Origin of the sequence: Bacillus cereus group sp. RP32 (assembly GCF_040459735.1) — a bacterium.
Lineage (GTDB): Bacteria > Bacillota > Bacilli > Bacillales > Bacillaceae_G > Bacillus_A > Bacillus_A wiedmannii.
The window spans coordinates 4,839,820-4,853,538 of sequence record NZ_JARVHO010000001.1; the positions used below are offsets into that span (position 1 = coordinate 4,839,820).

Consider the following 13,719-nt stretch of genomic DNA (forward strand, 5'->3'; position numbering starts at 1 on the left):
ATTCTTTTTACTATTTTGATTTCCCTTTACAATTATGTAAATTTCTCCACTTATTCCTTACAAAAATATGGATATTCTATTTTTAGTATACTCTTTTCTATATACATACTCTAGGTTTTATTGTAAAGAAAGCAAAAAGCCTAATCCAATATTTGGATTAGACTGCTTGTAAAATATGTCTTGCTTGCTCTACATTTTTTTCAGTAGGTGGTTCTACATTCGCGAGTGGATACTTATGCCCAAGTGCCTCCCATTTATATACACCAAGCTTATGATATGGTAGCACTTCCACCTTCTGAACATTAGACAGGCTTTGAATAAAGCTAGATAATTTTTGTAGATCCTCTTCATTATCCGTAACACCAGGAACTAATACGTGTCTTACCCAAATTGGTTTATTTTTATCCGATAAATAACGAGCAAATTGTAAAATATGTTCATTTGGTTTCCCTGTTAATTTACGGTGTTTCTTTGAATCAATATGTTTCAAATCCAATAAAACTAAATCTGTGTAATCCATTAAAATATCTAGCTTATTTTGGAATTCTGGTTCTTCAGAATAACAACCACCCGAAGAATCAATTGTTGTATGAATTCCAACTTCCTTACATTTCTTAAATAATTCAATTAAGAAATCTAGCTGTAATAATGGTTCACCACCACTAACTGTTATACCGCCTCCAGAAGCTTCAATAAAAGGAAGGTAACATGTCACATCCTGCATTACTTCTTCAACTGTTATTTCTTTTCCTTTACCGATCTCCCACGTATCAGCATTATGACAGTATTGACAACGTAATAAACACCCTTGTGTAAATATGACATAACGAATTCCTGGGCCATCAACAGTACCACAAGACTCTACAGAATGAATTCTTCCTTTTATCATGTTACTTCCTCCTTTATTGAAGCAGCCCCCCTCTGCTATTTATAAAAAGCAGAGGGACACTTTTTCACTTACATACTTTCATGCATTGTACGATTAATTACATCGATTTGTTGTTCACGAGTTAATTTAATAAAGTTTACAGCGTAACCAGATACGCGAATTGTTAATTGTGGATATTTCTCAGGATGTTCCATCGCATCCATTAATGTTTCACGATTAAATACGTTAATATTTAAGTGATGGCCTTCTTTTACTGCATAACCATCAAGCATTGATACTAAGTTACGTACTTGTACATCATCTTCTTTACCAAGTGCTTTTGGAATAATAGAGAATGTATTAGAAATACCATCTTGTGCATCTTCATATGGTAATTTAGCTACAGATAATAATGAAGCTAATGCACCTTTTGTATCACGACCATGCATTGGGTTCGCACCTGGTGCAAATGGTTCTCCAGTACGGCGACCATCTGGAGTGTTACCAGTTTTCTTACCGTATACAACGTTAGATGTGATTGTTAAGATCGACATTGTATGAACAGAATTTCTGTATGTTTTATGTTTACGAAGTTTATTCATAAATGTTTTTACAAGATTTACAGCGATTTCATCTACACGGTCATCATTGTTACCGTATTTAGGGAAATCTCCTTCGATTTCAAAGTCAACTGCAATACCGTTTTCATCACGAATTGGTTTTACTTTTGCGTGTTTAATTGCACTTAAAGAGTCTGCTACTACAGATAGACCCGCGATACCTGTTGCCATTGTACGAAGAACATTTGTATCATGAAGTGCCATTTCAATACGTTCGTAGCTATATTTATCATGCATGTAATGAATAACATTTAATGTGTTTAAATATAGACCTGCTAACCATTCCATTGTCATATCAAACTTACGCATAACTTCTTCATAATCTAATACTTCAGAAGTAATCGGTGCGTACTCAGGACCAACTTGTGCTTTAGATTTTTCATCTTTACCACCGTTAATCGCATATAGTAATGCTTTTGCTAAGTTTGCACGTGCGCCGAAGAACTGCATTTGTTTACCAATTCTCATTGCAGATACACAACAAGCAATTCCGTAGTCATCGCCGTAGTCAGCACGCATAATGTCATCATTTTCATATTGAATTGCTGATGTTTTAATAGACATTTTCGCACAGTAGTTTTTAAAGTTCTGCGGTAATTGTTTAGACCAAAGAACTGTTAAGTTTGGTTCTGGAGCTGGTCCTAAATTATCTAGTGTATGCAAGAAGCGGAATGAGTTCTTTGTTACTAATGGACGACCATCTAATGCCATACCACCGATAGACTCAGTTACCCAAGTTGGGTCACCAGAGAATAATTCATTATAATCAGGTGTTCTTGCAAATTTCACAAGACGTAATTTCATAATGAAGTGATCCACAATTTCTTGTACTTCTTCTTCTGTTAAAGTACCATTTGCTAAATCTCTTTCAATATAAATATCTAAGAATGTAGAAGTACGTCCAAGACTCATCGCAGCTCCGTTTTGCTCTTTAATTGCTGCAAGATATGCGAAGTATAACCATTGGAATGCTTCTTGCGTGTTTGTTGCTGGCTTAGAAATATCAAAGCCATGAGAAGCGGCCATTTGTTTTAACTCTTGAAGTGCACGCATTTGCTCAGATAACTCTTCGCGTAAACGCATTGTATCTTCGCTCATTACACCGCCAGTTAAATTTAAATCAGCCTTTTTCGCTTCAATTAAATGATCAATACCATATAATGCTACGCGTCGGTAGTCACCGATAATACGTCCACGTCCGTATGCATCCGGAAGACCAGTAATTACACCTGATTTACGTGCATCTCTCATTTCTGGTGTATAAGCGTCGAATACACCTTGGTTATGAGTTTTTCTCCAATCTCTAAAAATACGACTAAGTTCTTTATCCATTTCGTATCCATAAGATTCACAAGCTTGTTCTGCCATACGAATACCACCATATGGTTGTAAAGAACGTTTAAATGGTTTTTCAGTTTGGAAACCGACTACTTTTTCAATATCTTTATTTAAATATCCTGGTTCATGTGATGTAATAGAAGAAACAATTTTTGTATCCATATCAAGAACGCCACCGTTTTCACGTTCTTTCGTTGTTAAATCCATTACTTGATCCCAAAGTTGTTTCGTTGATTCAGTTGCTCCCGCTAAGAAAGATTCATCCCCTTCGAAAACGTTTACATTATTTAAAATGAAATCGCGAACATCAATCTCTGCTTTCCATTTTTCACCTTTAAAGTTTTCCCATGCGTTTTTAACATTTTCTAATACTTGAGTCATCCTAATCTCCTCCATTTTTGATTAGTACAGGACTAAGATTTTTTATATAACAGCTTACACACTTAGAATACTACTTTTTGGCGAAAGTGAACGAAATAGTTGTGACATGTTTGTGAAATGTTGAGCAAACTACTATATCCATAGTGTTAACTTCACTTAAAAGTCTTTATAATTAGCCCTTCCCTTAATTGTATTTTTTTGGTATCCTTATATACGAGTCCTATTTTGTAATATAAGAACAATACCTATTGTAGAGCTGTAATACTCTTATCTCCTAATCTGTTATAGTTTTTATAACAGAACAAAAAAGTGTACATATGTTGTACACTTTTTTGTTACTACTCTAAAACATCTCTTTTTCTATTCCCATCATAGAATCCACCACGATTGCCTTCTAATACAATTAATTGCTCTAATCCTTCTATATGATCACCTATAATTCGCAAAACAGCTGGAGGATGACCTATTTTTGCAAAATGTTCACTGGGACGAATACGGTTCATCTTATCGACCTCTACACGACTTACACATGCAATCTCGAATCCCGACAGAATCGCTTTCACTTGCGCTACACAAGGTGACAGTAAAGATCTATAACCGATTTCTTTCAAGCACTTACGGCTAAACGCATTCGGTACAGCGATAAGAGAGCCTGCTCCTAGATCCTTTCTATCACAAGCTAAATTTAATGCATATTTAAATGCAGTTACAAGATGAAGCGGTACTCTGAAATCTAAATAATGATTTAAATCATTCAATGCGACATCCATTCCATCTGCAATAGCTTTTGCGAAAGGATATAACTCCCTAGCCGGAATAACAAAATCACCGTCTATAAACAGTACAATATCCCCTTTTGCAAAGTAAGTTCCAAGTGAACGCCCTACATCGTTTCCAAGTGCTTGTTTATATACAATTGTTGTTGCTCCCTTTTCTTTTGCAATCGTTGCCGTTTGATCAGACGAACCATTTACAACAACGATAATTTCAAAAGGTTCAATTTTGCGGAGCTCTTCTATAACGTTTCCAATCGTCTTCTCTTCATTTTGTACAGGAATGACGACCGATAATTGCTTTCCTTTATACAATTTAGATGTAACGCCCCATCCTTGATAAAAATCTTCGAAATCTAAAGTATGATAGACACTATCTCTTTTCCTATTTCCATCACAATACCCTCCGCGCCCATCACTCTCTACTATCCGCTCCGCTACAGCTTCTATATGATCACCTATCATCCGTTTTTCAGATTGAGATAGACCCGTGCCATACGCAGCATGCTCGGTCGGTCGAAATTTATTTGGCGTAATAACGTCAATTGCACAATGCCGACTAATTCTCCATTCGCTTTGAACTAGGCGTAAATGAGCGACAATAGGATTAATAAAACATTCATACCCGATGCTTTGAACGACTTCTTTCGTCAGCGCATGAGGTGCATCTAATAAGGAATCAATTTTTAATTCTTCGCGCTCTAACATTGCATTTAATATTTGGCGCCATACTGTCACGGCGTGCGGTTTTTGTTTCTTTAAAAATAATGCGTCCAAATTATTTAAAACGATGTCGGCCTGATCATGTAAAATCGGATTAAGGAATAATTGTAATTTTGAAGTTTGAATAGCAAAATCTCCATCTATAAATAGTAATACATCACCTATCGCGTGTTTTGCGCCAATCGCGCGGCCAACATCGTTCCCTAGTAGCTCTGTATGCTTGATTACTTTACACCCTAAACGATCAGCAACCTCTTCTGTACCATCGTTACAACCGTTTGCTACTACAATAATCTCTATTGGATTTAATCCTTTTGCCGATTGGATAACATCTGAAATCGTTTCAGCTTCATTACATACAGGTATAATGACCGATAGTGACTTAGCCATTATTTTCTTCACGGAACCACTTAATAGTTTCTTTCAATCCTTCTTCCCATGTTACTTCTGCTTGAAACTGAACAAGTTCTCTTAATTTCGCAACATCTGGTCTTCTATTTGGAATTTCTTCAAAGCCATGTGGGTACACCTCTTCAAAAGGAACTTGAACAATCTTTGAAGAGGATTTCGTTAGCTTTTTAATTACTTCTGCCACTTCTTTTATACTCTTTTCATTGTCAGAACCTATGTTAATAATTTCACCATTTACCTTCTCATCCATTGCTCGAATCGTTGCTTCTACCGCATCACTTACATACGTAAAGCAACGTGTCTGCTCTCCATCTCCATATACGAGAATGTCTTCTCCTTGTAAAGCTGCACTAATAAACCGTGGGATTACCCCTGCATACGGACCATCTTTCGCTCTTGGACCATAAATATTAAAATAACGAACAATCGTGACAGGTAAACCTTCTAATGCGTACCCTAAACATAATGTTTCTTCTAACGTCTTACAAATTGCATAACTCCAACGTATTTTTGAAGTGGCCCCGTATAATCGATCCCCCTCTTCAGAGAAGGGTGGTTTTGCCTTACCATATACTTCTGAAGTAGAAGCAAAGACTACTTTTTTCTTTTCTTTTAGCGCTGCTTGTAAAATGTTTCTCGTTCCATCAAAATTCGTTTCAATAAGTTCTATACTCTTTTCCATTGTCGTTTTCACACCTAAAATTGCTGCTAAATGAAACACTACATCATGTTGATTTACTAATTCATAAATAGAATTTTTATCTAAAACACTTATTGGAATAACCCGAATTTCTTTCATTAACTCATCATGATATTTATTTTTTCCTTTATAGAAGTTATCAACGATCGTGACCACATAACCTCTTTTCACCAGCTCTTCAGCTAAATGTGATCCAATAAATCCTGCTCCACCTGTAATTAAACATTTCTTACTCATACACTCACCTTCTTTATAATTCCACGTGTATCTATTACTCGCTTCATTCCTTTAAAAAACTTCCAATCGATATTAGAGTGATCAGTTAAAATTAAAATACAACCCGCTTGTTTCATGACTTGTTCATCCAAAGAAACAGATTGGTACACCTTATCTCCAAATTTTGCAGAAGAAATATATGGGTCGTGATATTCGATTTCATATCCTTCTTTTATTAACAATTCAATAATTGGTAAAGCCGGTGATTCTCTCAAATCATTTACATCTTTCTTATACGCAATCCCTACAATTAAAACTGATGCAGGTGATTGCACCATGCCTTTTACTTTCCGGACTATTCTCTCTGGCATTTCTTCATTAATTACATGTGCAGCTTCAATTAATTGACTAATTTCCCCATTCCTTTTTATTCTCCATTGGAAATATAAAGGATCTACTGGAATACAATGTCCTCCTATTCCTGGTCCTGGCCAATATGGGGTAAATCCAAACGGTTTTGTAGATGCGGCTTCAAGCGCCTCATAAAAATCAATTCCTAAACTTTCACATAGTGTGTTTAACTCATTTACTAAGGAAATATTGACTAGGCGCTGAATATTTTCAAATAACTTACACATTTCCGCTACTTTCGGAGAGCTAACAGGAACGATTACATCGAAGATCGTGCTATATAAATCCTGTACTTTTTGTTTGCACTGCTCTGTTTGTCCACTAATAACCTTTGGAATAGCTTGAACTGAATATTGACTATTTGCTGGATCAATTCTCTCAGGAGAATATCCGATATAGAAATCTTCTCCTACCTTTTGGCCGCCTTGAGAAACAATCGGAATAATAACTTCCTCGAGTGTACCTGGATATGTGGAGCTTTCAAAAATGAAGGTTTGTCCTTTTTGAAGATTTTGTTGTATATAATGTGAGGCTGAAATGAGGGCACTTAAGTCTGGTTCTCTTTGTTCATTAATTGGAGTCGGGACAGTGACAATAACATAATCACTATTTTGAAAATCAGCAATGCCTTGATCCGGTGTATTTACTATTAATTTTTTTTTCGTCAATAAACTTTGTAACTCTTTAGAAGAAACATCCGGAATATAACTTTCCCCTTTTATAATTGATTCTATTTTTCTAATATCTTTATCTAACCCAAGTACTGTATGCCCTCTTTCCGCAAAATGGACTGCTAAAGGAAGGCCAACATACCCTAACCCAATAATAGCTACTTTACTACTATTCATTTGTATTCTCTTCTTCCCTTCTCAATTGTTGAATTATATCTCTATCTCTATCTCCATCCGTAAAACCACCGCGTTCGTCCGTACATTGTAATAAATACGCAATCGCCTCAATTTGATCACCGAAAATACGATCAAATGCTGAAATACGCCCATTTACAAATTCGTGTTGCTCTGGACGTACTCGATTTGTTTTTATAACATCTACTAACTCTACTGCTGTAACAGAGAATCCTTCTAAAATAGCTTTCATCTGAGCTAATGGAGGGATCACAAGAGAATCATAACCAATTTTCTCTATTACTTTTTTATGCATAGCGTGTGGTACTGCTGTTAATGAGTTATTCCATAAATCTGGTCGCTTCGCTATCAAATTCACAAAATATTTTCCCATGCTAATTGGATCTGCTGGATGAAACATATCTAATAAACACTGTAAATCATTTAATGCCACATCACTTCCATCTTCAATAGCACGCAAAAATAGAATTAAATTTGTTGCTGGAATAACAAAATCACTATCAACAAATAAGCAAATATCTGCCGTAGCATACATGGCCCCTATCGCCCGTGCTACATTATGCCCAAGCGCTTCCTCCAACTCAACAACAATAACATTCTCTAGCTTTACTTGTTTAATGGTCTTTACAGCAGCTCCATTCGCAACAACTATAATTTCATCTACATCTGCTTTTTTCACTTCTTGTATAACAGACCTTATAGTTGTTTTCTCTTCTGATACCGGGATAATGGCACTATATTTCGCTTTTTTTCTTTGTAATAAAACTGGTTTATACTTTTCTACAAACTCCCTATCTTTATTGCCCTCTGAAAAACCACCGCGATTACCGTATGTTTCGATTACGTATTGTAAAGCTCGCAAATGATCACCCATAATACGACTAGTCGCTTTCGGATAAGGAGAGCCAGGTGATGTGCCCGTATGGACAGGACGAACTTTATTTGTGTAAATGACATCAACTGAAGCCATATCAGAAATATCTACTCCTCTAGACATCGCCATCGCTTGAAATAGTGCTGGATCCGCTAAATTCCACCACCCTAGTTTTTCAATTACTTCACGACTTATCGCATGTGGTATCGCAATTAAAGATCCTACAACAAACTCTTTTTTGTTCAAATAACGGTTTAACATATATTTTCCAACCGTCGTATAATGCGGTCTCATCTTCAAATAAACGGACCATGTTAAATTATTTAAAACAATCTCATGTCCTTGCTGTATTCCTTTAATAAAATTGTATAATTCTTCACTTTTCATGACGATATCGCCATCTAAAAATAAAACAATTTCACCTTTTGCTTCTCTAGCACCAATTGCCCGTCCCACATCATTACCAAGAGAATATCTATAATAAATCACACGGCAATTATGCTGTAACGCTATTTCTTTCGTACCATCTGTCGATCCATTATCTACTATGATAATTTCATATGGTTCCAACTTCCTTACTTCTACTAAAACTTTTGATAAAGTACTTGCTTCATTATGCACTGGAATAACAACTGACACTCTCATACTTGTATCACGCTTACCCTTCCAAGCGAACATAAGCAATAATCGGAATACGTACAACTACATCTTCTGGTGGTCCATAAGAAGGAGAAGTACGAACAATTACTGCCCCATCCGTCACAGATAAAAGAACGCCTGCAATGATTTCTACAGCTGTCACAACTTGCACTAGTTCACCAACATGGTTACGTAATTCATCAGTAAATAACATATATAACTCTCCTTTCTTACGCTTCTTTAATTGATATAATACTTGTAAATGGTAATAAAACTTCTGTTCCTATTCCTTCTTGCAGTGTTAAGAAATCATCACCAACTGCTACAATCACACCCGTTAACTGTCCAATTGTCACAGTAATCTCTACGTTTTTACCCAAATACTGCTCTGCAATTTCTTTAAAAGGTGATGTATTACATTCTTTTAAAATGTTACAAATAATAGATTGAAATCTACTTGATTCAATAACTTCTTCCGTAGCTTGCTTAGAGTTTCTTTGAATAAATCTCGCGAAGTTTTGTGAAAATAAAAGTCTCTCCACAGCAGGCAATAACTTATTATCTAAAAAATAATCTAATTGTCTATTAAACAATCTCGATAGCTTTTTCCAATACTTACCGAACAAACACATACACTTCTCCTCCTATTATTTTTAAAGTATAAAAACACATCCATACATCTTAATGTATACAGAGCAGGCTTTTTTTGTGATAGGTAAGGCATACATTTTTCAAAGAAACCATCTTTTCTAGTCACACAAAAAAGATAGATGGTATCCCATCTATCTTTATGTATATTTTAATTTTTAATTGTAACAATGGCAGCTGCACTATAATAAACCGCTCGTGGTAATTCTGCCTGTTCACTTATAGAAGCTGTAACAAGTGAACCACCACTTGCCGAGAAATACTTAACAGCTTCTATAGGAATACCATCTTCTTTTACATCAATATGCGTTCCATCTCGCCAATCTATTTTCTGCATTGTTGCTGAAAAATCGCCAGCCACTTTACCAATTTCTTCACCATCCATCCCTAAAAAGGTCCATTCCCACTTTGTTAAACTTAGTACTTGTTTCAACTCTCCAATTTTCTTTCCATCTATATTAGAAAAAGTATAGAAGTTTCGTACTCCCATCTCCTTTTGAACACGCAACAATCTTTCTCCCGAGTGATTATATAAATAAAATTGTTGCTTATGTAGTCCCTTTAAAAGAAAAGAAAGTACAACTTGCCATACACGTTGAATAACAAAATCATACTCTTCTTTTAAAAACCCTAATGCACTGCCATCTAATCCAAAGTACGTTATTACTTGAAATATCCCTACCTCTTTACGAACAACAAATTTTTGTTGTTCGAATAATTCGGAATTCTCTATATTATAAATTTCCTTTTTAAGTATTTTTGATCTTCGTTTTTCCATAAAGCTATATATGAATAATCCAAATGCCGGTATTACAACACTTATTAATTTCAAAATTTCTTTCTCCGAAGTGAATAGCGTCCCTTTTTTATATTCCATCACTAATACAATTGTGACAATAACCCATACAATAATAGATACAAAAAAAATGCGTTTTGCATTACGTGCGTGATGCCTATCTATACTCATACTCCTTCCCCTTTTCCATTTATCCCGCTATTCGCCGGGCAGTAAAACCCCCACTTCAAAATTCAGCAAAAGCAAAGAAGTTAGGTGGGGGATCGACTGCCCGTAAAAGCCCGATTGGTGAGGGCTAATAATCAGTGGGGGATGAAGAATCCCCCACTGATTAAAGTTTCACTTTATTTCATTATCCCATTGCCCCCTACACTTCCTCAATAAAAAAAGACTATCCAAAAGGATAGCCTCTTACACTTCAATATTTCGCAACATCGTATAAATGTCGTTATTCACTTTACCAAACGATTTAATGTTGTTTTGAATGTTAGATAATAAAACGACATACACACTTCCGTTTTTACTAAATCCATTTAAGCAATTCCATCCTGGCATTACACCGTGATTTGAATAACTGCCCGGGTCTACATACCAACCAAATCCGTAATCTTTTTTTCCGCCTGTAAACATTTGATCATAGCTCTCTTTTGAAATCAGCTTTCCAGAGAAGAGTGCTTCATTAAATAAATATAAATCATGTGCACTTGTATATATATCACCACAACCATATAGTTGTGACATACTTGGAATATTAGGTGTTGTCATATTGTTATTTACTATTTTATAACCTGTTGATGGGAACCTTGTTTGCTCTAACGCTTTACCGAAACCAGAATGTTTCATACCCGCAGTAGCAAAAATATGTTGTTTAATATAGTCTTCTAACGGTTGTCCACTTACCTTCTCAGCGATATAGGCGAGTATCGAATAGTTCGAATCGGAATATTTCCATTTCTCTCCTGGGCTCCCAACACGCTTTTGCTTTCCTATTCGTTTTATCAGTTCTTCATGAGAAATATCCTCTGTTCCTTGCTCATACTCTGGAATTCCTGATGTATGTGTTAGTAAATGCTTTAACTGAATCCCATTACCTTGAGGGAAATCTGGAATATACTTTGCAACCGTATCCTCTACATTTAATTTATTTTGATCCTTTAATTGCATAATAGCAGTCGCTACAAATGCCTTTGAAATAGAACCAATATAAAAAGTTGTCTCTGAATTATTCGGTACTTGTTTCTCTTTGTTCGCCATACCGTATCCTTTATTCAAAAGAACTTTTCCGTTCTTCACAATAACAGCTGTCCCGCTAAATCCTGCGTTTTGTAAATATTGATCTAATTGAGCGTTTTCATTAATTTCTTGAGGTGGTCCCTCAGCAGGCTTTTCCACAGCTTGTGCTTGCTTCACTTGTTCTTCTTGTTCTTCCTGCTCTTTTTGTTTTTGTGCTTCTTGTTTCTTTTTTTCTTCTTTCTTTTTCAGCTCTTCTTGTTTCTTCATTTCTGCCGCTGCTTTTAAAGTTTCTTCTTTCTTATTATGCGCAACAATTTTTGTATACATGAAATATACAAGTGAAAATAGTAAGACGAGAATGATTGTTCTTTTTATGTATACAATCGGCCGACGTGCTTTCCCATTCGCATTATTTTTTTCCTGATCCATGATTGCTTTTTTCCCCTTACTCACCAATAATTTACTTCCTCTACTAAAGATTTATTTTAGCAGATTATGGATACTCTATTCTATATCATCCCTACTTTATCACGCACTACACATATTACCAACCTATATGTATAAAAAAGAAAAAGAAAATTTACAAAAGTAAGATTCCCGTTAAATCGTTAACATAAAAAAGAGGATATCCTCTAAAAAAATTGATGTTATCAATCTTTTGGGATATCCTCTTATCTCATTATTTATACGTGTTTTTTCATATCATCGGCAACAGATTCAACATTTGTACCTACGATAACTTGGACACTCGTGTTACTTAATTTCATAACACCTTTTGCACCAGCACGTTTTAATGCTGCTTCGTTTACTTGACCAGCATCTTTCACTTGTAAGCGTAGACGTGTTGCACAGTTATCAATAACTGTTAAGTTTTCTTTTCCACCTAAAGCTGCTACGTAAGTTTCACCAATTGAACCTGCAACAGGTGCGTCACCCTCTTCAGCTAGCTCGTCGTCATCTTCGCGACCAGGAGTTTTTAGATCGAACTTCTTAATTAAGAAGTAAAATACAACGAAATAAATTACTGCGTAAATTAAACCGACTCCCGCGAGTAATACTGGTTTTGTTGCAATACCGAAGTTTAAGAAGTAATCGATTGCACCGGCACTAAATGTGAAACCATCGTGAATGCCAAGAGTTGTTGTAATAAATAGAGACAGACCTGTTAATACAGCATGAATACCATATAATACTGGTGATAAGAACATGAATGAGAATTCAATTGGTTCTGTAATACCAGTTAAGAATGAAGTTAATGCTAGACCACCTAACATACCTGTAACCATTTTACGTTTTTCTGGTTTAGCAGCCGCAATCATTGCGAAACATGCTGCTGGTAAACCGAACATCATAACTGGGAAGAAACCAGTCATAAACATACCCGCTGTTTTATCTCCTGCAAGGAAGCGAGCAATATCACCATTTACAACATTACCTGCTGCATTTGTAAAGTCACCAAGTACGAACCAGAAGTATGTGTTCATTACGTGGTGTAAACCGATTGGAATTAATAGACGGTTTAATAAACCAAATAGACCTGAACCAACTGCCCCTAAATTAACAATTCCATGAGCTAATGCATCGATAGCATTTTGAATTGCTGGCCAAATTTGTGCGAATAGAATTCCTAATAGTAACATCACAACCGATGTAACAATCGGAACGAAACGTTTTCCAGCAAAGAACCCTAACCATTCTGGAAGTTTAATCTTATGGAATTTATTATAAAGAAGTCCTGCTATAACACCGACAATAATACCACCTAAAACTTTCATATCCACTTTAGTCGATAATTCGGCTGCCTTAGATACCTGTGTCATTGTATCTGCAAGCTTAGATGGATCTACATTAGCGCTATTACCTATTAAATCTTGAACTTTGCCTAATTTATCTTGTAATTCTACAGTAGAATATCCCTTACTAAGTGCATCAATACTGTTTTTCATAACTAGATAACCAATTGCACCTGCAAGACCTGCTGCACCACTACCATCAACAGACAAACCGATTGCAATACCAATTGCAAAAATAAGTGCTAAATTATCAAAAACTGCTGCACCGGCCTGTGCCATAACAGGAATATCAAATACATCTGGTTGTCCTAGACGAAGCAATAATCCTGCTGCTGGTAGCACTGCGATTGGAAGCATTAACGCTTTACCAATACGTTGTAGAAACTGCAACATTTTAATTCCCCCTAATTCAATTTATGAAATCGTTAT

Annotated in this window: 11 protein-coding genes; all 11 read right to left on the reverse strand. The window is 35.7% G+C overall.

From position 1 onward, the window contains the following. Positions 1-157: 157 nt before the first annotated feature. The gene (pflA, locus tag QCI46_RS24920; protein WP_000589742.1) at positions 158-889 is read right to left on the reverse strand and encodes a pyruvate formate-lyase-activating protein; all 732 of its coding nucleotides are present in this window, start codon (positions 887-889) and stop codon (positions 158-160) included. A 68-nt stretch (positions 890-957) separates the two neighbouring features. Then, positions 958-3,207 (reverse strand): formate C-acetyltransferase, encoded by a 2,250-nt coding sequence (gene pflB / locus QCI46_RS24925; protein WP_353841663.1) that lies wholly within the window; start codon positions 3,205-3,207, stop codon positions 958-960. A gap of 338 nt (positions 3,208-3,545) precedes the next feature. After that, positions 3,546-5,093: a glycosyltransferase family 2 protein gene (locus tag QCI46_RS24930; RefSeq protein ID WP_353841930.1), complete on the reverse strand. Its 1,548-nt coding sequence runs from the start codon at positions 5,091-5,093 to the stop codon at positions 3,546-3,548. Next, positions 5,086-6,051 carry an NAD-dependent epimerase/dehydratase family protein gene (locus tag QCI46_RS24935; protein ID WP_327960591.1) on the reverse strand — a complete coding sequence of 322 codons (966 nt, stop codon included), beginning with the start codon at positions 6,049-6,051 and terminating at the stop codon, positions 5,086-5,088. Before QCI46_RS24935 ends, QCI46_RS24930 begins: the two co-directional genes overlap by 8 nt. Beyond that, a complete protein-coding gene (locus tag QCI46_RS24940) occupies positions 6,048-7,289 on the reverse strand; it encodes a nucleotide sugar dehydrogenase (RefSeq protein WP_353841664.1) in 1,242 nt (413 codons plus the stop codon). Before QCI46_RS24940 ends, QCI46_RS24935 begins: the two co-directional genes overlap by 4 nt. Then, complete coding sequence (locus QCI46_RS24945; RefSeq protein WP_353841665.1) at positions 7,282-8,826, reverse strand: glycosyltransferase family 2 protein; 1,545 nt, start codon at positions 8,824-8,826, stop codon at positions 7,282-7,284. The genes QCI46_RS24940 and QCI46_RS24945 overlap by 8 nt, the downstream gene beginning before the upstream one ends. Before the next feature lie 13 nt (positions 8,827-8,839). Then, the gene (locus QCI46_RS24950; protein WP_000899469.1) at positions 8,840-9,034 is read right to left on the reverse strand and encodes an LSm family protein; all 195 of its coding nucleotides are present in this window, start codon (positions 9,032-9,034) and stop codon (positions 8,840-8,842) included. A 16-nt stretch (positions 9,035-9,050) separates the two neighbouring features. Further along, the gene (locus QCI46_RS24955; RefSeq protein WP_353841666.1) at positions 9,051-9,452 is read right to left on the reverse strand and encodes an LSm family protein; all 402 of its coding nucleotides are present in this window, start codon (positions 9,450-9,452) and stop codon (positions 9,051-9,053) included. A gap of 167 nt (positions 9,453-9,619) precedes the next feature. Further along, the gene (locus tag QCI46_RS24960) at positions 9,620-10,435 is read right to left on the reverse strand and encodes a sugar ABC transporter ATP-binding protein (RefSeq protein ID WP_353841667.1); all 816 of its coding nucleotides are present in this window, start codon (positions 10,433-10,435) and stop codon (positions 9,620-9,622) included. Between the two features lie 240 nt (positions 10,436-10,675). Beyond that, positions 10,676-11,926 (reverse strand): serine hydrolase domain-containing protein, encoded by a 1,251-nt coding sequence (locus QCI46_RS24965; protein WP_353841668.1) that lies wholly within the window; start codon positions 11,924-11,926, stop codon positions 10,676-10,678. A 254-nt stretch (positions 11,927-12,180) separates the two neighbouring features. Next, on the reverse strand, positions 12,181-13,683 hold the full coding sequence (gene nagE, locus QCI46_RS24970; protein WP_048567302.1) for an N-acetylglucosamine-specific PTS transporter subunit IIBC: 1,503 nt from the start codon (positions 13,681-13,683) through the stop codon (positions 12,181-12,183). Positions 13,684-13,719 lie beyond the last annotated feature (36 nt).

Excerpts from the sequence above, each read along its gene's own strand:
- pflA (WP_000589742.1), bottom strand. The coding sequence starts at position 889 with ATGATAAAAGGAAGAATTCATTCTGTAGAGTCTTGTGGTACTGTTGAT.
- pflB (WP_353841663.1), bottom strand. The coding sequence starts at position 3,207 with ATGACTCAAGTATTAGAAAATGTTAAAAACGCATGGGAAAACTTTAAA.
- QCI46_RS24930 (WP_353841930.1), bottom strand. The coding sequence starts at position 5,093 with ATGGCTAAGTCACTATCGGTCATTATACCTGTATGTAATGAAGCTGAA.
- QCI46_RS24935 (WP_327960591.1), bottom strand. The coding sequence starts at position 6,051 with ATGAGTAAGAAATGTTTAATTACAGGTGGAGCAGGATTTATTGGATCA.
- QCI46_RS24940 (WP_353841664.1), bottom strand. The coding sequence starts at position 7,289 with ATGAATAGTAGTAAAGTAGCTATTATTGGGTTAGGGTATGTTGGCCTT.
- QCI46_RS24945 (WP_353841665.1), bottom strand. The coding sequence starts at position 8,826 with ATGAGAGTGTCAGTTGTTATTCCAGTGCATAATGAAGCAAGTACTTTA.
- QCI46_RS24950 (WP_000899469.1), bottom strand. The coding sequence starts at position 9,034 with ATGTTATTTACTGATGAATTACGTAACCATGTTGGTGAACTAGTGCAA.
- QCI46_RS24955 (WP_353841666.1), bottom strand. The coding sequence starts at position 9,452 with ATGTGTTTGTTCGGTAAGTATTGGAAAAAGCTATCGAGATTGTTTAAT.
- QCI46_RS24960 (WP_353841667.1), bottom strand. The coding sequence starts at position 10,435 with ATGAGTATAGATAGGCATCACGCACGTAATGCAAAACGCATTTTTTTT.
- QCI46_RS24965 (WP_353841668.1), bottom strand. The coding sequence starts at position 11,926 with ATGGATCAGGAAAAAAATAATGCGAATGGGAAAGCACGTCGGCCGATT.
- nagE (WP_048567302.1), bottom strand. The coding sequence starts at position 13,683 with ATGTTGCAGTTTCTACAACGTATTGGTAAAGCGTTAATGCTTCCAATC.